Source organism: Streptomyces sp. NPDC020884 (assembly GCF_044333935.1).
In the GTDB taxonomy this organism is placed as follows: domain Bacteria; phylum Actinomycetota; class Actinomycetes; order Streptomycetales; family Streptomycetaceae; genus Streptomyces.
Genome location: NZ_JBIRRY010000002.1, coordinates 397,404 through 415,939, shown reverse-complemented (window position 1 = coordinate 415,939; position 18,536 = coordinate 397,404). Strand labels below are relative to the sequence as shown.

Sequence of the window (18,536 nt, the reverse complement as noted above, 5' to 3'; positions counted from 1 at the left end):
GCCATCGACATTTACTAGGACGTCCTAGTAAATTCGAGGGATGGACGCTGACGCGATCGAGGAAGGCCGCCTCCGCTGGCAGGCCCGTTACGACAAGGCCCGCAAGCGTGACGCGGACTTCACCACGCTCTCCGGGGACCCGGTGGAGCCCGCGTACGGGCCCCGCCCCGGCGACACGTACGAGGGATTCGAGCGGATCGGCTGGCCGGGGGAGTACCCCTTCACCCGCGGGCTGCACCCCACCGGCTACCGGGGCCGCACCTGGACCATCCGCCAGTTCGCCGGCTTCGGCAACGCCCAGCAGACCAACGAGCGCTACAAGATGATCCTCGCGGCGGGCGGCGGCGGACTGAGCGTCGCCTTCGACATGCCGACGCTGATGGGCCGCGACTCCGACGACCCGCGCGCGCTCGGCGAGGTGGGCCACTGCGGGGTCGCCATCGACTCCGCCGCCGACATGGAGATCCTCTTCGGTGACATCCCTCTGGGCGATGTCACCACCTCGATGACGATCAGCGGCCCGGCCGTCCCCGTCTTCTGCATGTACCTGGTCGCCGCCGAGCGGCAGGGCGTCGACCCGGGGGTGCTCAACGGCACGCTCCAGACCGACATCTTCAAGGAGTACATCGCGCAGAAGGAGTGGCTCTTCCAGCCCGAGCCCCACCTGCGCCTCATCGGCGACCTGATGGAGCACTGCGCCCGCGACATCCCCGCCTACAAGCCGCTCTCCGTCTCCGGCTACCACATCCGCGAGGCCGGGGCGACGGCCGCGCAGGAGCTGGCGTACACCCTGGCCGACGGCTTCGGCTACGTGGAGCTCGGCCTCTCCCGCGGGATGGACGTCGACACCTTCGCCCCCGGCCTCTCCTTCTTCTTCGACGCGCACCTCGACTTCTTCGAGGAGATCGCCAAGTTCCGCGCCGCCCGCCGGATCTGGGCCCGCTGGATGAAGGAGACGTACGGAGCCAAGACCGACAAGGCGCAGTGGCTGCGCTTCCACACCCAGACCGCCGGGGTCTCGCTCACCGCGCAGCAGCCGTACAACAACGTCGTGCGCACCGCCGTCGAGGCGCTCTCCGCCGTGCTCGGCGGGACGAACTCGCTCCACACGAACGCCCTCGACGAGACCCTCGCCCTGCCCTCCGAGCAGGCCGCCGAGATCGCCCTGCGCACCCAGCAGGTGCTGATGGAGGAGACCGGCGTCGCCAATGTGGCCGACCCGCTGGGCGGCTCCTGGTACGTCGAGCAGCTCACCGACCGCATCGAGGCCGAGGCCGAGAAGATCTTCGACCAGATCAAGGAGCGCGGCACCCGGGCCCACCCGGACGGTCAGCACCCCATCGGGCCGATCACCTCCGGCATCCTGCGCGGCATCGAGGACGGCTGGTTCACCGGCGAGATCGCCGAGTCCGCCTTCCAGTACCAGCGGGCCCTGGAGAAGGGCGACAAGCGGGTCGTCGGCGTCAACGTCCACCACGGCTCGGTCACCGGCGACCTGGAGATCCTCCGGGTCAGTCACGAGGTCGAGCGCGACCAGGTCAGCCAGCTCGCCGACCGCAAGTCCAACCGCGACGACGCCAAGGTGACCGCCGCCCTCGACGCGATGCTCGCCTCCGCCCGCGACGGCTCCAACATGATCGCGCCGATGCTGGACGCGGTACGGGCCGAGGCCACGCTCGGCGAGATCTGCGGGGTGCTGCGCGAGGAGTGGGGCACCTACACGGAGCCGCCGGGCTTCTGATCCCGCGGTGACGGGGAGGGCCCGCCGCTCCGAGGGCCCTCCCCGAACGTCAGCGTGAACAGCGCCCCGCCGCCGGGCGCCGCCCCCGCCGTCAGCTCCGCTCCGTGCGCGCGGGCGATCTGCCGGGCCATCGCCAGACCCAGCCCGGAGCCGGGCAGGGCACGTGCCGCCTCGGCGCGGTAGAAACGGTCGAAGACATACGGGAGATCCTCCGCCGGGATCCCCGGCCCGTGGTCCCGGACCGTCAGCCCGAGCCCGTCCGCGAACCCGCGCCCGGTCCCGTACGCGCTCAGCACCACCTCCACCGGAGTGCCCGGCGGGCTGAACTTGGCCGCGTTGTCCAGCAGGTTCGTCAGCAGCCGGGCCAGCCGCGCCGGGACGCCGGGCCGGGTCGCCTCCGCCGCGTCCGGCCCCACCTCCAGCAGAAAACGGGTCCGCGGCCAGTGCGTCCGGGCCGTGGCCACCGCGTGCTCCGCCACCGCCGCGATCCGCACCTCCTCCACCAGAGGCAGCGGCTCCTCGTCCCGGGCCAGCTCGATCAGGTCGTTCACCAGCCCGGTCACCTCCCGGATCCCCCGCCCCAGCGCCCCCGACGCCCGCTCGCGCTGCGCGGGCGTCAGCCGGTCCACGCGGGCCAGCAACTCCGCGTTGGCGCGCAGCGCGGTCAGCGGGGTCCGCAGCTCGTGCGAGGCGTCCGCGACCAGCCGGCGCTGCGAGCTCACCGACTGCTCCAGCTCGCCGAGCATCGTGTTGAAGCTGGCGGCCAGCCGCGTCACCTCGTCCCGCCGCCCGGCCGGGCCCGGCGGCAGCTCGATGCGGTGGCGCGGGTCCCGGGTCGCCGCGATCCGCTCGGCGGTCGAGGTCAGCCGGGCCACCGGGGCCAGCCCGGTGCGCGAGACCGCGTACCCGAGCAGCCCCGCCAGCAGCACCCCCGCCCCGCCGACCGCCGCGAGCAGCACCGCCGCCTGCCGCACGCCCTTCTCCACCGGGTCCGCCCGCAGCGCCACCTGGAGCGCCCGCCCGTCCCCGAACCGGGTGGTCAGCATCCGCAGCGGCTTCCCGAAGCGGGTGACGTTGCTGTAGTACGGGGCCCGCGTCCCCGCCGCCACCTCGCGTACGGGGGCGGAGACGGGCAGCGGATAGGGCTCGCCCGGGTCCGCCGAGGGGGCGGCCGGGACGATCTGGGCGCAGGCGGGCGCGGACAGATAGCGGCACTCGCCCGCCACGGTCTGCGGACCCCCGCCCCGGTTCTCCTGGATCACCCGGGTCGCCGACTGCGTGAGGGACAGGTCCAGTTGGTGCAGCAGCTCGTAGCGGATGACGAAGAACGCCGCCGCGCACACCCCGACCGCGACCAGCGCCACCGCGGCCGAGGCCGCCAGCGCCAGCCGGGTCCGCAACGGCCGCCGGCGCCGCCAGCGGGCGCCCAGCCGGCGCACCCCGCTCACGCCGTGTCCAGCCGGTAGCCGAGCCCGTGCACGGTGTGGACGAGCCTCGGCTCGCCGCCCGCCTCCAGCTTCCGCCGCAGATAACCCACGTACACCGCGAGCGAGTTGGAGTCGGGCCCGAAGTCCTGGCCCCAGACCCGCTCCAGGATCACCTCGCGGGCCAGCACCTGCCCCGGGTGGCGCAGGAGCAGCTCCAGCAGGGCGGCCTCGGTACGGGAGAACTCCACCGGCCGGCCGCCGCGCCGCCCGGTCCGGGTCGCCGGGTCCAGCGTCAGATCCGCGAAGGCGAGGTCCCCGTCCGTCGCCGGCGGTGCGGCCCGCCGCAGCAACGCCCGTACTCTCGCGACCAGTTCGTCCAGTGCGAACGGCTTCACCAGATAGTCGTCGGCCCCGGCCTCCAGACCGTCCACCCGCTCGCTCACCGACGACAGCGCGGTCAGGACCAGCACCGGCGTCCGGTCCTCCACCGCCCGCAGCCTCCGGCACACCGCGAGCCCGTCCAGCACCGGCATCATCACGTCCAGGACCAGCGCGTCCGGCTCCCAGGCGGCCACCGCCGACAGCGCGGCCAGACCGTCCCCGACCCCCCGGACCTCATACCCCTCGACGCTCAGCCCGTCCTCGACGGCGGCCCGCACGTCCGGCTCGTCCTCGGCCACCAGAATCCTGCTCGTACCCCGCATGCCGCTCATGCCGTTCATACCCGAAGACTGCCAAACAGGACTCTTAGAACCCTCTTAGGCCGCCCGCCGAGAGTGGCGGCCATGCGCACACCACTCTCCGTCGTGATCGGTGCGGGCGGCACCGGCGGCCACATCTACCCCGGTCTCGCCCTCGCCGAGGCCCTGCGCCGCGCCGACCCGGACGCGGTCATCTCCTTCGTCGGCACCGAACGCGGGCTGGAGACGACCCTGATCCCGGCGGCCGGATACCGGCTGCACACCGTCGACATGATCCCCTTCGACCCCGCGCTCGGCGCGAAGCGCTTTCTGCTCCCGGCAGCCCTCCTGCGCTCCGGCGCCCAGGCCCGCTCGATCCTGCGCACCCAGAAGGCCCAGGTCGTCGTCGGCATGGGCGGCTACCCGAGCGCCCCGGCGATCGTCGGCGCGAGGATGGCCGGACTGCCCAGCGTGATCCACGAGTCCAACGCGGTCCCCGGCCGGGCCAACCAGTTCGCCGCCCGGCTCACCGAACACCTCACCGTCGCCTTCGACGGCAGCCGCGCCCATCTGTCGGGCGGCGAGCGGGCCCTGACCGTCGGGATGCCGATCGCCGCCTCCCTGGCCGCCCTGGACCGGCCCGCCCTGCGCGAGGAGGCCCGGCGCGCCTTCGGCATACCCGACGGGGCGCGGGTCGTCCTCTTCAACGGCGGCAGCCTCGGCGCGGCCCGGCTCACCACAGCCGCCGTGGGCCTCGCCGCCCGCTGGCGGGGGCGCGCGGACGTCCACCTCCTGATCAAGACGGGCCCGGCCGCGCTCGCGGAGACCCGGCGGAAGCTGGCCGAGGCCGGCGCCGGCGCCGACGCCGGTGCGGGGCCGGTGGCTCGGGCGGGGCGCGACGCCGACGCGGGGCCCGTCGCGCAGGCGGTGCCCTACCTGGACCGGATGGACCTCGCCTACGCGGTGGCGGACCTGGTGGTCTGCCGGGCCGGGTCCGCCACCATCGCCGAACTCGCCACGACCGGGGTGCCCGCCGTGCTCGTGCCGTACCCGCACGCCCCCGGCGACCACCAGACCCACAACGCCCGGGTCCTCTCCGACGCCGGAGCCGCCCACCTCGTCCCCGACGCCGAGGCCACCGCCGACCGGCTGGCCGAACTGCTCGCACCGCTGCTCGCCGACCCGGCCCGGCTCGCCGTCATGGGGCGCGCGGCCGACCCGGGAAACCACGCCCGCGCCGCGGACCTGCTCGCCGAGACGGTCACCCGCCTCGCCGTACGACCTTCCATCGCACAGGAGTTCACCTCATGACCAACACGTTCGGCAGCGCCATCGACCGCGCTCCCGCCGGCACCGTCGACTGGAACGGCCGCACGGTCCTCGTCACCGGCGCCGAGGGCTTCATCGGCTCCACCCTCGTCGACCTGCTCGTCCGGCGCGGCGCCCGCGTCAGGGCGTTCGTCCACTACAAGCCGTACGCCGACAAAGGGCACCTCGCCCGCTACCTCGACGACCCGCACGGTCCCGTCGAGATGATCGCCGGGGACGTCGGCGACGCGGGCCGGGTGATGGACGCGGTCGAGGGCTGCGACACGGTCTTCCACCTCGCCGCGCTCATCGGCATCCCCTACAGCTACGACTCCCCGGGCGCGTACGTCCGCACCAACGTCGTCGGCACCGAGAACATCGCCGAGGCCTGCCGCCGCCACTCCGTGCGTCGCCTCCTGCACACCTCCACCAGCGAGGTGTACGGGAGCGCGCTGACGGCCCCGATCAGCGAGGACCACCCGCTCCAGCCGCAGTCCCCGTACTCCGCCTCGAAGATCGGCGCGGACATGATGGCCCTGTCCCACTGGCACGCCTTCGAGCTGCCGGTGACGGTGGTGCGGCCGTTCAACACCTACGGGCCCCGCCAGTCGGCCCGCGCGGTGATCCCCACGATCCTGGCCCAACTGCACGCCGGGGCACGGGAGATCCGCCTCGGCTCGCTGACCCCCACCCGCGACTTCACCTACGTCACCGACACCGCGGCCGGGTTCCTGGCGCTGGCCGGCTGCGACCGGGCCCTGGGGGAGAGCGTCAACCTCGGTACCGGCCGGGAGATTTCGGTCGGGGACCTCGCCAAGGCCCTCATCACCGCCTCCGGCCGGGACGCCGAGATCGTCGTGGACCCGGCGCGGCTGCGCCCCTCGGGCAGCGAGGTGCACCGGCTGCTCTCCGACAACACCCGCGCCCGCGACTGGGCGGGCTGGGAGCCCGAAGTCGGCCTGGAGGAAGGCCTGGAGCGCACCTCGGCCTGGGTGGCGGAGCATCTGCACCTCTTCGCGCCGGGCCGCTACCAGGTCTGAGCCCGGTCAGACCGCCTGCGCGCCGGCCAGCCCGAGCAGCAGCAGGGCGGTGAAGCCCCTCGCCCACTCGGCGTCCACCGGCTCGGCGCTCACCAGCGCCCGGTGCACGACCGCCCCGGCGATCACGTCGAAGATCAGGTCCGCGTTGCGGGCGGCCGTCGAGGCGTCGTCCTCGTACCGCAGCTCGCCGCGGGCCTGGGCGCGTTCCCGGCCCACGAGTACCAGCCGCTTCTGCCGGTCGACGATGGCCGCGCGGATCCGGTGGCGCAGCGAGTCGTCGCGGGTGGACTCGGCGACCACCGCCATCAGGGCGGTCCGGGTCTCCGGCCGCTCCAGCAGGGCCGCGAACTGGAGCACCACGCCCTGCACATCGGCGGCCAGGCTGCCCCGGTCGGGCAGCTCCAGCTCGTCGAAGAGAACGGCGACCGCGTCCACGACCAGCTCGTTCTTGCCCGCCCAGCGCCGGTAGAGGGTCGTCTTGGCGACGCCGGCCCGGGTCGCCACATCGCCCATCGTCAGCTTCGACCAGCCGAGATCGACCAGGGACGCCCGCGTCGCTTCGAGGATCGCGGCATCGGCCGCGGGGCTCCGCGGACGTCCTGTTCGGGTGGCTCGGGGGTCGCAGTCGCTCATGATGCGGCGACCATACCGGCCGGTAGGGAGAACCGTTGTGCCCCGGTGTCCGTGAGACAGATCACCGGGATTCCCTGTGCCGCCCGGGTGATCGGCAGTTACGCTACGGGTCGTAGCGTAAGGAAGGCGGCCAGCCCGCCCCCGGTACGCCACGGCATGAGCGACAGCCACCGGGGTCTTCACGAAGACCCCAGGCGCCGGGTGGGGACCCGGAGCCGCACGGACCGGCCGGATGGGGATCCGGAAGGTCCACCCGGGCCCTTTCGGGGGTCCGGCGCCGTACCGGCCCGCCTGCCCCCGCACACCGGTGGGGGCTGCGGTCCGGTCCGGTTCTCGCACTCGCTTTTCGGAACGGTGCGCTCAGGGGGGAGGATGTACGCATGCAGCCTAGGAACATGTCCATGAGCGGCGTTGTCGACCTCGCCGCCGTCAAGGCGGCCGGTGAGGCCAAGGCCAAGGCGGAGCAGGCCCGTGCAGAGGCCTCCCGTACCGGGGGCGCCGGCGCCGTCGCGCCCGCCGCCCTGGTGATCGACGTCGATGAAGCCGGTTTCGAGCACGATGTCCTCCAGCGTTCCGCCGAGGTCCCCGTCGTCATCGACTTCTGGGCCGAGTGGTGCGAGCCGTGCAAGCAGCTGGGCCCCCTGCTGGAGCGCCTGGCCGTCGAGTACAACGGCCGCTTCCTGCTGGCCAAGGTCGACGTCGACGCCAACCAGATGCTGATGCAGCAGTTCGGCATCCAGGGCATTCCGGCGGTCTTCGCCGTCGTCGCCGGACAGGCCCTCCCGCTCTTCCAGGGCGCGGCCCCCGAGGCTCAGATCCGCGAGACGCTGGACCAGCTGATCCAGGTCGGCGAGGAGCGCTTCGGGCTGACCGGGATCGTCGTCGACCCGGACGCCGCCCCGGCGGACGCCGTCCCGGCCGAGGTGCCGGCCGGCCCGTACGACGCCGTGCTGGAGGCCGCCGCCTCGGCCCTCGACGCCAACGACTTCGGCGGGGCGGTCCGGGCGTACGAGAACGTCCTCGCGGACGACCCGGGCAACCCGGAGGCCAAGCTCGGTCTGGCCCAGGCGGAGCTGCTCGGCCGCGTCCAGAGCATGGACCCGCAGGCGGTCCGCAAGGAAGCCGCGGAGAACCCCGGCGATGTGAAGGCCCAGATCGCCGCCGCCGATCTGGATCTGGTCGGCGGACACGTCGAGGACGCCTTCGGCCGGCTCGTCGAAGCGGTCCGCCGCACCGCGGGCGACGACCGCAACGCCGCCCGGGTGCGGCTGCTGGAGCTGTTCGAGGTGATCGGTCCGGAGGACCCCAGGGTCACGGCCGCGCGCACCGCCCTGGCCCGCGTCCTGTTCTGACGCCGGCCCGCCGTCCGCTCCGGACGAGTCCGATTGTTCCGATGTGACAAGGACGGCCGCACCGCCCCCGGGCGGCGCGGCCGTTTTGCCGTTCTGACGCCAAAGAAGGGCGCGAGGGATTTTCGCTTTGCCAAATCTTGACAAAGATGCAAGCTGTTACTCGCAGTAAGGCGGACTGGTTGTTCTGTCCCGTTTCCAGGAAGTTTTCCGCCATTCCGATGTCCCTTTCGTGCCACCCTGCGTTGCCGCTCGATGCCGCCCTGTCGCATGGAGGTTATCGGGCCGTTACTAGCCAGTAACGATCCCTCTTGTGTCGGGGCCGTGAATGCACCACGATCGGCCACGCTCGGTCCAATACCTCCAGCCCGGTCTCCAGCCGGTGCCTGAGGGTCTGTTGGGTCCCCACCGGGTGGGTCGGCGGCAGTGGCGCCGACCGCGGACAGGGGGGTTCCCGCTCACCGGCGGGGCCTGTCCGGCCGGCCGCGCGGAACGCGTGGCCAGTGGTTGTCGCTCGGGGGTGAACGCCGGTGGATCGGATGCGGGACACGTCTCCGATACGGGCGCTCTCCTTCCCGAGGACGTAGCACTTCTCCCATCCCAGGACGGGCACGATGCCCGGCCGGAGATGTACGTCCGAGAAGAAGGAGCAAGTATGAGTTCCCAGGTTCGCGGTGGGACGAGATGGAAGCGGTTCGCTCTGGTCATGGTGCCGAGCGTCGCCGCGACGGCCGCGGTGGGCATAGGCCTGGCGCAGGGCGCGCTGGCAGCGTCGTTCAGCGTGTCCGGCCAGGAGTTCAAGGTCAAGGCCACTGAACTCCACGGCTACGACTTCGTGCAGTACGGCAGCGTGGCCTCGGGCAAGACGCTGGACGGCAAGGAAATGAACGCGCCTGTCGCGGTGTCGGGCTTCAGCGAGGCCTACATCACGAACATGTGCCAGTCGGTGGTCACCCCGAACCTCCCGTTCGGTCTGGGCAACGTCACCCTGAGGCTGGAGGCGGGTGGCAAGGGACACGACCGTGTCTATGCCAAGGACCTCTACCTCGACGTGTCGCAGCTCGACGCCGACGCCAAGTTCAAGAACATCGACATCGGCGTCGCGGCGGGTTCGCTCAAGGACTACCCGGGTGGCAAGAAGGGGTCGACGGGCATCCAGCCCAACACCCAGGCCAACCCCAACGGCTTCTCGCAGCGAGCCGAGGAAGCCCTGCTGTCGAACGTCGAGCAGAAGGCGTGGGCCACGACGGCGGGCACCTTCAACCTCAGCGGTCTGAAGTTGCGCCTCCACAAGGGCACCGACAAGGAGTGCTACTAAGCACCCGTTCGGGTGGCCGGAGCCCGGGTTTCGCCGGCTTCCGGTCACCCACCCCTTCTCTTCTCACGGCAGTACCGGTTCCAGGGAGCTGTTTTCCATGAGCCCCGAGTCCACAGGGCAGAACGAGCACTACATCCGCGTCACTCGGCGACGCTTCCGCGCCTGGCGGGGTCACCGGCCGTTCTGGGCCGGACTGTTCACCATGGCCGGTGGCGTCCCCATCGCCTACTTCCCGTACGCCAACATGCACCTCGGCAACGTGACGCTGGCCATGTCCACCACGGCCGGCGCCGGATCCCTCATCATCGGGGTCCTGCTGATCACGCTCGGCCTGACGATGTGGTTCCACAGCATCGTCCGGGTCTTCGCCGGTGTCGCCGCCATCCTGCTGGCGCTGATCTCCATACCCGTCGCCAACATCGGCGGCTTCGTGATCGGATTCCTGCTCTCCCTCGTCGGCGGAGCCCTGTCCATCTCCTGGGCCCCCGGCGAGCCGAAGAGCGACGACGAGCAGCTCGACGAGCAGGACCCCCGGCGCGCGTCGCCGGAGAAGGACCTGCCGTACGAGGAGCGCTTCGAGGACGCCCTGCACGGCGCGGCCGTGCCCCAGCAATCGGGTGCCGGGTCGGACCTGGCAGCAGACGCCGACGGCGGGAGGCATCGTGCGGGGTGACGACGGACAGCAGATGAACGCCTACCCCGGCGACGAGCTCCACGAGCGCAGGGGTCCCCGGCACGCGGCCCCCAGGAAGTCGCTGCTGACCAAGCTCCACCTGCCCAGCGGCAAGCGGGCGCTGGCGCTCGCGGCGATGCCGACGGCGGTCTTCGTGGGCATGGGTCTGACGCCCAAGCTGGCCCTGGCCGACGACCGCGCCGACATCCCGTTCGCGCCGGGCCCCTGTGTCACCCGGTCCGACGAGCCGAGCGAGTCCGAGTCGCCCAAGGCCACCCCGTCCCCGTCGGCCACGGCGAAGGACGAGAAGGACGGCGCGGCCGGCCGGGACGACGCGGCGACGCCGAAGCCCTCGGCGAGCGGTTCCGCCGCGGACGAGGACCCGGCGGCCGGTGCGAAGCCCGACGCCGGTGCGGACGCCGCGGACCGGTCCGCGGGGGAGAAGCCCTCCGAGGCGCCCTCCGCGACCCCGACGCCGACCAAGTCGAAGAACCCGCTCGACCCGCTCGGCCTCGGCGACGCCCTCAAGGACCTCTTCGACGGGCCGGACAAGACCGAGGAGCCGGCGAGCCCGTCCCCGAGCCCCACGACCGGATCCCCGACCCCGTCCGACCAGCCGGCGGACCCGGCGAAGGACCCGTCGAAGGACCCGGCCAAGAGCGCGGCCGAGAAGGCGAAGGAGACGGCCGACAAGACGGCCGACGCCATCCGCGAGGCGGCCGGGAAGGCCGGCGAGGACGTCGAGGAGCTCGACGAGGACGTCAAGGGACTCGACCCCAAGAAGGACGAGGACATCCCGGACGGCGCCAAGCCCCGCTTCCCGTGCCCCGAGGCGGACCCGGACGCGCTGGCCGCGGCCGAACTGGAGCCCGGCATCCCGCTGCTCCCGTCCGACCCGTGGGTCCTGGAGTCGACGCTGCTCACGCTCACGGGCCTGGACTACCACGGCATCGTCGAGGTGAAGAAGGCGGACGGCAGCATCAAGAAGGTGCTGAAGTTCACCGCCAACTCCGTCGACATCAAGGACCTGCACCAGCTGACCGTCGGGCCCCGGGGAACGACCGGTCATGTGAAGTCGCGGCCCGGCTCCACGTCGACGATCCGCGACGGCGAGGTGACGATGTACACGGAGGAGCTGAAGGGCAACCTCTTCGGCCTCATCCCGATCACCTTCAGTCCGGAGACCCCGCCGCCGCTCAACGTCCCCTTCGCCTTCTTCACCAAGGTGAAGGTGATCCAGGCCGGCCAGTTCGGCGGCACGCTCACCGTCCCGGGACTGCAGAACTTCCTCGACGGCGGCAAGAGCTAGCCGACAGCCGCCCCCGAACCCGTCCGGGAGCCGCACAGAACCGTGGGCCGTACTCCTCACCAGGAGTACGGCCCACGGTCATGCGGTGGTGCGGGTGCGGGTCAGTCCCGCTCGCCGCCGCCCAGGTGGTGCACCCGGACCATGTTGGTGGTGCCGGGGACGCCGGGGGGCGAGCCGGCGGTGATGACCATCGTGTCGCCGTCGCTGTAGCGGTTCAGCTTCAGCAGCTCCGCGTCGACCAGGTCGACCATCGCGTCGGTGTTGTCCACGTGCGGGACCACGTACGACTCGACGCCCCAGCTCAGGGCGAGCTGGTTGCGGGTGGCCTCGTCCGTGGTGAAGGCCAGGATCGGCTGGGCCGTGCGGTAGCGGGAGAGACGGCGGGCGGTGTCGCCGGACTGGGTGAAGGCGACCAGGGCCTTGCCGTTGAGGAAGTCCGCGATCTCGCAGGCCGCGCGGGCCACCGAACCGCCCTGCGTACGGGGCTTCTTGCCCGGGACCAGCGGCTGGAGGCCCTTGGACAGCAGCTCCTCCTCGGCGGCCACGACGATCTTCGACATGGTCTTGACCGTCTCGATCGGATACGCGCCCACCGACGACTCGGCCGACAGCATGACCGCGTCCGCGCCGTCCAGGATCGCGTTCGCGACGTCGGAGGCCTCGGCGCGGGTCGGCCGCGAGTTGGTGATCATCGACTCCATCATCTGGGTCGCCACGATCACCGGCTTGGCGTTGCGCCGGCACAGCTCCACCAGGCGCTTCTGCACCATCGGGACCTTCTCCAGCGGGTACTCGACGGCCAGGTCGCCGCGGGCCACCATCACACCGTCGAACGCCGCGACGACGCCCTCCATGTGCTCGACCGCCTGCGGCTTCTCCACCTTGGCGATGACGGGGACCCGGCGGCCCTCCTCGTCCATCACCTTGTGCACGTCCTTGACGTCGTCGGCGTCCCGGACGAAGGAGAGGGCGACCAGGTCGCAGCCCATCCGCAGGGCGAAGCGCAGGTCCTCGACGTCCTTCCCGGACAGGGCCGGGACGTTGACCGCCGCGCCGGGCAGGTTGATGCCCTTGTGGTCGGAGATGACACCGCCCTCGATGACGATGGTCTTCACCCGGGGGCCCTCGACCGCGACGACCTTCAGCTCGACGTTGCCGTCGTTGATCAGGATCGGGTCGCCCTTGGTGACGTCGCCGGGCAGACCCTTGTAGGTCGTGCCGCAGATCGACTTGTCGCCGGGGACGTCCTCGGAGGTGATGGTGAACTCGTCCCCGCGGACCAGCTCGACCGGGCCCTCGGCGAACTTGGCCAGCCGGATCTTGGGGCCCTGGAGGTCGGCGAGCACGCCCACCGCGTGGCCGGTCTCGGCGGCCGCCTTGCGGACACGGTCGTAACGGCCCTGGTGTTCCTCGTGGGTACCGTGGCTGAAGTTGAAACGGGCCACGCTCATGCCGGCCTCGATCAGAGCGACGAGCTGCTCATGGGAGTCGACGGCGGGACCGAGGGTGCAGACGATTTTGGAACGGCGCATGAGGCGGATCCTATCGGTTTGTTTCGCTGCGGAATATTCCGTCTGGTGGAAGATACAAAGGGGCGCGGGGGTGCTCAGTTGTCGACCTGTCCGAACCGTGGACTACGGCCCCTCGACGAGCGCGAACGTCTGGTCGGCGATCTCCAGCTCCTCGTCCGTCGGCACCACGGCGACCGCCACCCGGGCGTACTCCGGAGAGATCAGCCGCGGCTCCCCGGACCGTACGGCGTTGAGCGAGGCGTCCACCGCCATGCCCAGCTCCTCCAGCCCGGCGATGGCAGCTTCCCGCACCGGAGCCGCGTTCTCCCCGACCCCCGCCGTGAACGCCACCGCGTCCACCCGGCCGAGCACCGCCGTATAGGCGCCGATGTACTTCTTCAGCCGGTGGACGTAGATGTCGAAGGCCAGCGCGGCCCGCTCGTCGCCCTCGTCGATCCGGCGGCGGATCTCCCGCATGTCGTTGTCGCCGCACAGGCCGACCAGCCCGCTCTTCTTGTTCAGCAGGACGTCGATGTCGTCGGCCGACATGCCCGCCACCCGCTTCAGGTGGAAGGTGACCGCCGGGTCGATGTCCCCCGAGCGGGTCCCCATCACGAGCCCCTCCAGGGGCGTCAGCCCCATCGAGGTCTCCACGCACCGCCCGCCCGCGACCGCCGAGGCGGACGCCCCGTTGCCCAGGTGCAGCACGATGATGTTCACGTCCTCCGGCGCCCGCCCCAGCAGCTCGGCCGTCTTCCGGGAGACGTACGCGTGCGAGGTGCCGTGGAAGCCGTAGCGGCGGATCCGGTGCGCGTCGGCGGTCTCCACGTCGATCGCGTACCGCGCGGCGGCCTCCGGCATCGTCGTGTGGAACGCCGTGTCGAACACCGCGACCTGCGGCAGGTCCGGCCGCAGCGCCTGCGCCGTGACGATGCCGGTGATGTTGGCCGGGTTGTGCAGCGGCGCCACCGGCACGAGACGCTCGATCTCCCGCAGCACCTCGTCGGTGATCACGGTCGGCGCGCTGAACCTCAGCCCGCCGTGCACCACCCGGTGCCCGATCGCGGCGAGTTCGGGGGAGTCGAGGCCGAGGCCGTCCGCCGCCAGCTCCTCGGCCGCCGCCTCCAGCGCCGCCCGGTGGTCCGCGATCCGGCCCGTGCGCTCACGGGGCTCCGCGCCGCCGCCGGTCAGCGGCGTGTGCACGAGGCGCGAGGTCTCCTCGCCGATCCGCTCGACCAGGCCCGAGGCGAGCCGGGAGCGGTCGCGCATGTCCAGGAGCTGGTACTTCACCGACGAGGAGCCGGAGTTGAGGACGAGTACGCGGTGCGGTTCCACAGGGGCTGCCGTGCCTTCGTTTCCGGGGGGAGTGGTCGTGGTCATGCGGGACGCTCCTCGCCCTGGGCCTGGATCGCCGTGATCGCCACGGTGTTGACGATGTCCTGCACCAGCGCGCCGCGCGACAGGTCGTTGACGGGCTTGCGCAGCCCCTGGAGCACCGGGCCGACCGCCACCGCGCCCGCCGAGCGCTGCACGGCCTTGTAGGTGTTGTTGCCGGTGTTCAGGTCGGGGAAGATCAGGACGGTGGCCTGTCCGGCCACCTCCGACCCGGGCAGCTTCGTCGCCGCGACGGACGGCTCGACCGCCGCGTCGTACTGGATCGGCCCCTCCACCCGCAGCTCGGGCCGCTCCGCCCGCACCCGCTCGGTGGCCTCGCGCACCTTGTCGACGTCCGCGCCCGAGCCCGAGGTCCCGGTGGAGTACGACAGCATCGCGATCCGGGGCTCCACGCCGAAGCGGGCCGCGGTCACCGCCGACTGCATCGCGATGTCCGCGAGCTGCTCGGCGTTCGGGTCCGGGTTGACCGCGCAGTCCCCGTACACGAGCACCTTGTCGGCCAGGCACATGAAGAAGACCGACGAGACGATGGCGGCGTCCGGCTTGGTCTTGATGATCTCGAAGGCCGGGCGGATGGTGGCGGCGGTGGAGTGGACCGACCCGGACACCATCCCGTCGGCCAGCCCCTCCTGCACCATCAGCGTGCCGAAGTAGTTCACGTCCGCCACCACGTCGTGCGCCAGCTCCACCGTCACCCCGCGGTGCGCGCGCAGTTCGGCGTACCGCTCGGCGAAGGCCTGGCGCAGCTCCGAGGTGTGCGGGTCGATCAGCTGGGTGTCCGCGAGGTCGATGCCGAGGTCGGCGGCCTTCTTGCGGATCACGTCCACGTCGCCGAGCAGCGTGAGGTCGCAGACGTCCCGGCGCAGCAGCACGTCGGCGGCGCGCAGCACCCGCTCCTCGGCGCCCTCAGGCAGCACCACGCGCTTGCGGTCGGAGCGGGCCTGCTCCAGCAGCTCGTGCTCGAACATCATCGGCGTCACCCGTCCGCTGCGGGCCACCGAGATCCGCTCCAGCAGCGCGCCGGTGTCGACATGACGCTCGAACAGGCCGAGGGCGGTCTCCGCCTTACGGGGTGTGGCGGCGTTCAACTTGCCTTCGAGGGTCAGGAGTTCGGTCGCGGTGGGGAAGGAGCCGCCGGCCACCGACACCACCGGGGTCCCCGGTGCGAGCCGCGCGGCCAGCGTGAGTATCTCCTCGCCGGGGCGCTCGTTCAGGGTCAGCAGCACACCGGCGATCGGCGGGGTGCCCGCGCTGTGCGCGGCGAGGGAGCCCACCACCAGGTCGGCCCGGTCCCCGGGGGTGACGACCATGCAGCCGGGGGTCAGCGCGTTCAGGAGGTTCGGCAGCATCGCCCCGCCGAACACGAAGTCCAGCGCGTCGCGCGCGAGCCCCGAGTCGTCGCCGAGCAGCACCGTGCCGTCCAGCGCCGCGGTGATCTGGGCGACCGTGGGGGCCGAGAGCGCCGGGTCGTCCGGCAGCACCGAGACGGGGACCGGCAGCCGGGCCGAGAGCCGCTCCGCGATCACCGCGCGGTCCTCGGACGCCACCCGGTTCACCACCATGGCCAGCACGTCGCAGCCGAGGCCCGCGTAGGCGCGGTAGGCGTTACGGGTCTCGGCGCGCACGGACTCCGCGGTCTGGCCCTTGCCGCCGACCACCGCGATCACCGAGGCCCCGAACTCGTTGGCCAGCCGGGCGTTCAGCGCCAGCTCGTCGGGGAGCTGGGTGGCGGCGAAGTCGCTCCCGAGGACGAGCACCACCTCGTACTCCCTGGCCACCTGATGGAAGCGCTCGACGAGCCGCGAGACCAGCTCGTCGGTACCCTTCTCCGCCTGCACGGCGGAGGCCTCGTGGTAGTCCAGGCCGTAGACGGAGGCCGGGCTCTGGGAGAGCCGGTAGCGGGCCCGCAGCAGCTCGTAGAGCCGGTCGGGTCCGTCATGGACCAGCGGGCGGAAGACGCCGACCCGGTCCACCTGACGCGTCAGTAGCTCCATGACTCCCAGCTCGACGACCTGTCGGCCGTCCCCCCGGTCGATCCCGGTCACGTACACGCTGCGCGCCACGCGTGGTCTCCCGTCCATGTTCGGTGCCGCGACCCGCGGGGCGTCCGGACGTACGGTGATGCCCCCGTGCCCGCCCGGTGTTCGCCGGTTGCGGCGTTGGCCTGCATTGCCTCTTGACGATACCTGCGGGGGCCGCTATACCGCCCGCCGGAGGTCCCGTCGGGACCGGGCGGAAGGCCCCCGATCCCCGGGGCCTTCCGCCCGCCCGCACCCCCCGGGCCCGGCCGAAAGCGCGGGGTCGGCGCCGGGCGTGGGACAATCGTCCTGGTTCAGGGCACGGGGACCGCCTCGGTCGGTCCCCCGGAAAGCGCGGTTACTCACGAGCAGGAGACACACCTCGATGCGCATCGGAATTCTCACCGCGGGCGGCGACTGCCCCGGCCTGAACGCAGTGATCCGGTCGGTCGTGCACCGGGCCGTCGTCGGCCACGGCGACGAGGTCATCGGCTTCGAGGACGGCTTCAAGGGGCTGCTCGACGGCCACTTCCGCCCCCTGGACCTCAACGCGGTCAGCGGCATCCTCGCCCGCGGCGGCACCATCCTCGGCTCGGCCCGCCTGGAGCGCGACCGGCTGCGCGAGGCCGCCGAGAACTGCGAGGAGCTGGCCCGCCGTTACGGCATCGACGCGCTCATCCCGATCGGCGGCGAGGGCACGCTCACCGCGGCCCGGATGCTCTCCGACGCGGGCATGCCGGTCGTCGGCGTCCCGAAGACCATCGACAACGACATCTCCGCCACCGACCGGACCTTCGGGTTCGACACGGCGGTGGGCGTCGCGACCGAGGCCATAGACCGCCTCAAGACCACCGCCGAGTCCCACCAGCGCGTGATGGTCGTCGAGGTCATGGGCCGGCACGCGGGCTGGATCGCGCTGGAGTCCGGGATGGCCGGCGGCGCCCACGGCATCTGCCTGCCCGAGCGCCCCTTCGAGGTCGACGACCTCGTCAAGATGGTCGAGGAGCGCTTCGCCCGCGGCAAGAAGTTCGCCGTCATCTGCGTCGCCGAGGGCGCGCACCCGGCCGAGGGCTCCATGCCGTACGCCAAGGGCGCGATCGACCAGTTCGGCCACGAGCGCTTCCAGGGCATCGGCAACCGCCTGGCCGTCGAGCTGGAGACCCGGCTCGGCAAGGAGGCCAGGCCCGTCATCCTCGGCCACGTCCAGCGCGGCGGCACGCCGACCGCCTACGACCGGGTGCTCGCCACCCGCTTCGGCTGGAACGCCGTGGAGGCCGTGCACCGCGGCGACTTCGGCCGGATGACCGCGCTGCGCGGCAACGACATCGCCATGGTCCCGCTCGCCGACGCCGTCACCCAGCTGAAGAGGGTGCCCACCGAGCGGATGTACGAGGCCGAGTCGGTCTTCTAGGGCCGGTCGCGGGGGTTCACACCCCGGCGGTCCGCCAGAACTGCTCCACCACCCGGGCCAGGAACGCCCGGCCCGCGTCGCCCGTCGACCCGGAGCGTTCCTGGCCCGTGCTGCTCCAGCTCAGGGTGGAGACCATCAGGGCCTGGTAGTCGGTGTGCAGCTGTTCCAGCACGTCCTGGATCAGCACCCGGTCCAGCGGGACGATCTTGGCCACCGGGCGGACGTACGCCTGCCAGCGCGTGGTGACCGCGCTGCTCAGCAGCTCCGCCAGCTCCTCGTCGCGCCCCGTCGCGGTGAGGAACTGCGCCGCCGACAGATCCAGCGCCCGGCACAGCGCCGCCGACTGCCTCTCGTTGCCCCGCCAGCGCCCCGACTCCTCCATCCGGAGGTACGAGGCGCCGGTCATCCCCAGCAGCCGGGCCAGGTCGTCCACGGCCACATCCCGGGTCATCCGGTGCTCGCGCAAGGTGGCGGCAGCCGCCAGCAGCTCTCCCGGGGCGCACCAGAGGACGCCGGCGAGGGCGGTCAGCTCACGCTCCCCGGGCGTCGCGAGGCCGCGCTCCCAGGCGATGACGGTCTCTGCGCTGATCCGGAGTCCGTACTGGGCGGCGAGCCCGTAGGCGACATGGCCGGGAGCCATCCCCAGAGCCTCGCGGAGACGGCGCGCGGCAGGGGCGTTGAATGGCGGGGTGGGGTGCACGGGCCCACCGTAGAAGTCCATTT

Annotated in this window: 15 protein-coding genes; 8 read left to right on the top strand and 7 right to left on the bottom strand. The window is 72.1% G+C overall.

Going from position 1 to position 18,536, the window contains the following annotated elements; genetic code table 11:
* Nucleotides 1–40: 40 nt before the first annotated feature.
* A complete protein-coding gene (locus ACH4UK_RS08630) occupies nt 41–1,741 on the top strand; it encodes a methylmalonyl-CoA mutase (protein WP_398355295.1) in 1,701 nt (566 codons plus the stop codon).
* On the opposite strand, the gene ACH4UK_RS08625 is transcribed toward ACH4UK_RS08630, so the two are convergent.
* Nucleotides 1,717–3,189 carry a sensor histidine kinase gene (locus ACH4UK_RS08625; protein ID WP_398355294.1) on the bottom strand — a complete coding sequence of 491 codons (1,473 nt, stop codon included), beginning with the start codon at nt 3,187–3,189 and terminating at the stop codon, nt 1,717–1,719. The genes ACH4UK_RS08630 and ACH4UK_RS08625 overlap by 25 nt on opposite strands.
* Complete coding sequence (locus tag ACH4UK_RS08620) at nt 3,186–3,890, bottom strand: response regulator transcription factor (protein WP_398355293.1); 705 nt, start codon at nt 3,888–3,890, stop codon at nt 3,186–3,188. Before ACH4UK_RS08620 ends, ACH4UK_RS08625 begins: the two co-directional genes overlap by 4 nt.
* Nucleotides 3,891–3,953: 63 nt before the next feature.
* Here ACH4UK_RS08620 and ACH4UK_RS08615 point away from each other — a divergent pair, with 63 nt between their 5' ends.
* The gene (locus tag ACH4UK_RS08615) at nt 3,954–5,159 is read left to right on the top strand and encodes a UDP-N-acetylglucosamine--N-acetylmuramyl-(pentapeptide) pyrophosphoryl-undecaprenol N-acetylglucosamine transferase (protein ID WP_398355292.1); all 1,206 of its coding nucleotides are present in this window, start codon (nt 3,954–3,956) and stop codon (nt 5,157–5,159) included.
* Nucleotides 5,156–6,196, top strand: coding sequence for a GDP-mannose 4,6-dehydratase (locus ACH4UK_RS08610; RefSeq protein WP_398355291.1), 1,041 nt, complete (start codon nt 5,156–5,158; stop codon nt 6,194–6,196). The genes ACH4UK_RS08615 and ACH4UK_RS08610 overlap by 4 nt, the downstream gene beginning before the upstream one ends.
* Before the next feature lie 6 nt (nt 6,197–6,202).
* Here the strand turns inward: ACH4UK_RS08610 and ACH4UK_RS08605 are convergent, their stop codons facing one another.
* Nucleotides 6,203–6,829, bottom strand: coding sequence for a TetR/AcrR family transcriptional regulator (locus ACH4UK_RS08605; protein WP_398355290.1), 627 nt, complete (start codon nt 6,827–6,829; stop codon nt 6,203–6,205).
* A 401-nt stretch (nt 6,830–7,230) separates the two neighbouring features.
* Between ACH4UK_RS08605 and ACH4UK_RS08600 the strand changes: the two genes are divergently transcribed.
* From ACH4UK_RS08600 to ACH4UK_RS08585, 4 genes are all read left to right on the top strand, one after another.
* Nucleotides 7,231–8,181 (top strand): tetratricopeptide repeat protein, encoded by a 951-nt coding sequence (locus ACH4UK_RS08600; protein ID WP_398355289.1) that lies wholly within the window; start codon nt 7,231–7,233, stop codon nt 8,179–8,181.
* A 652-nt stretch (nt 8,182–8,833) separates the two neighbouring features.
* The gene (locus ACH4UK_RS08595) at nt 8,834–9,496 is read left to right on the top strand and encodes a DUF6230 family protein (RefSeq protein ID WP_398355288.1); all 663 of its coding nucleotides are present in this window, start codon (nt 8,834–8,836) and stop codon (nt 9,494–9,496) included.
* A gap of 97 nt (nt 9,497–9,593) precedes the next feature.
* Nucleotides 9,594–10,169, top strand: a complete 576-nt coding sequence (locus tag ACH4UK_RS08590; protein ID WP_398355287.1) for a DUF6114 domain-containing protein — start codon at nt 9,594–9,596, stop codon at nt 10,167–10,169.
* Nucleotides 10,159–11,478 carry a hypothetical protein gene (locus ACH4UK_RS08585; protein ID WP_398355286.1) on the top strand — a complete coding sequence of 440 codons (1,320 nt, stop codon included), beginning with the start codon at nt 10,159–10,161 and terminating at the stop codon, nt 11,476–11,478. Before ACH4UK_RS08590 ends, ACH4UK_RS08585 begins: the two co-directional genes overlap by 11 nt.
* A 101-nt stretch (nt 11,479–11,579) precedes the next feature.
* Here ACH4UK_RS08585 and pyk read toward each other — a convergent pair whose 3' ends face one another.
* The 3 genes from pyk to pta all read right to left on the bottom strand — a co-directional run bounded on the left by pyk (nt 11,580) and on the right by pta (nt 16,447).
* Complete coding sequence (gene pyk / locus ACH4UK_RS08580; protein WP_398355285.1) at nt 11,580–13,010, bottom strand: pyruvate kinase; 1,431 nt, start codon at nt 13,008–13,010, stop codon at nt 11,580–11,582.
* Between the two features lie 102 nt (nt 13,011–13,112).
* The gene (locus ACH4UK_RS08575; protein ID WP_398355708.1) at nt 13,113–14,324 is read right to left on the bottom strand and encodes an acetate kinase; all 1,212 of its coding nucleotides are present in this window, start codon (nt 14,322–14,324) and stop codon (nt 13,113–13,115) included.
* 41 nt (nt 14,325–14,365) lie between these two features.
* Nucleotides 14,366–16,447 (bottom strand): phosphate acetyltransferase, encoded by a 2,082-nt coding sequence (gene pta, locus ACH4UK_RS08570; protein WP_398355284.1) that lies wholly within the window; start codon nt 16,445–16,447, stop codon nt 14,366–14,368.
* A gap of 340 nt (nt 16,448–16,787) precedes the next feature.
* On the opposite strand from pta, the gene ACH4UK_RS08565 reads away from it, so the two are divergent.
* Nucleotides 16,788–17,813: an ATP-dependent 6-phosphofructokinase gene (locus ACH4UK_RS08565; protein WP_398355283.1), complete on the top strand. Its 1,026-nt coding sequence runs from the start codon at nt 16,788–16,790 to the stop codon at nt 17,811–17,813.
* Between the two features lie 16 nt (nt 17,814–17,829).
* On the opposite strand, the gene ACH4UK_RS08560 is transcribed toward ACH4UK_RS08565, so the two are convergent.
* Nucleotides 17,830–18,534 carry a helix-turn-helix domain-containing protein gene (locus tag ACH4UK_RS08560; protein ID WP_398355281.1) on the bottom strand — a complete coding sequence of 235 codons (705 nt, stop codon included), beginning with the start codon at nt 18,532–18,534 and terminating at the stop codon, nt 17,830–17,832.
* Nucleotides 18,535–18,536 lie beyond the last annotated feature (2 nt).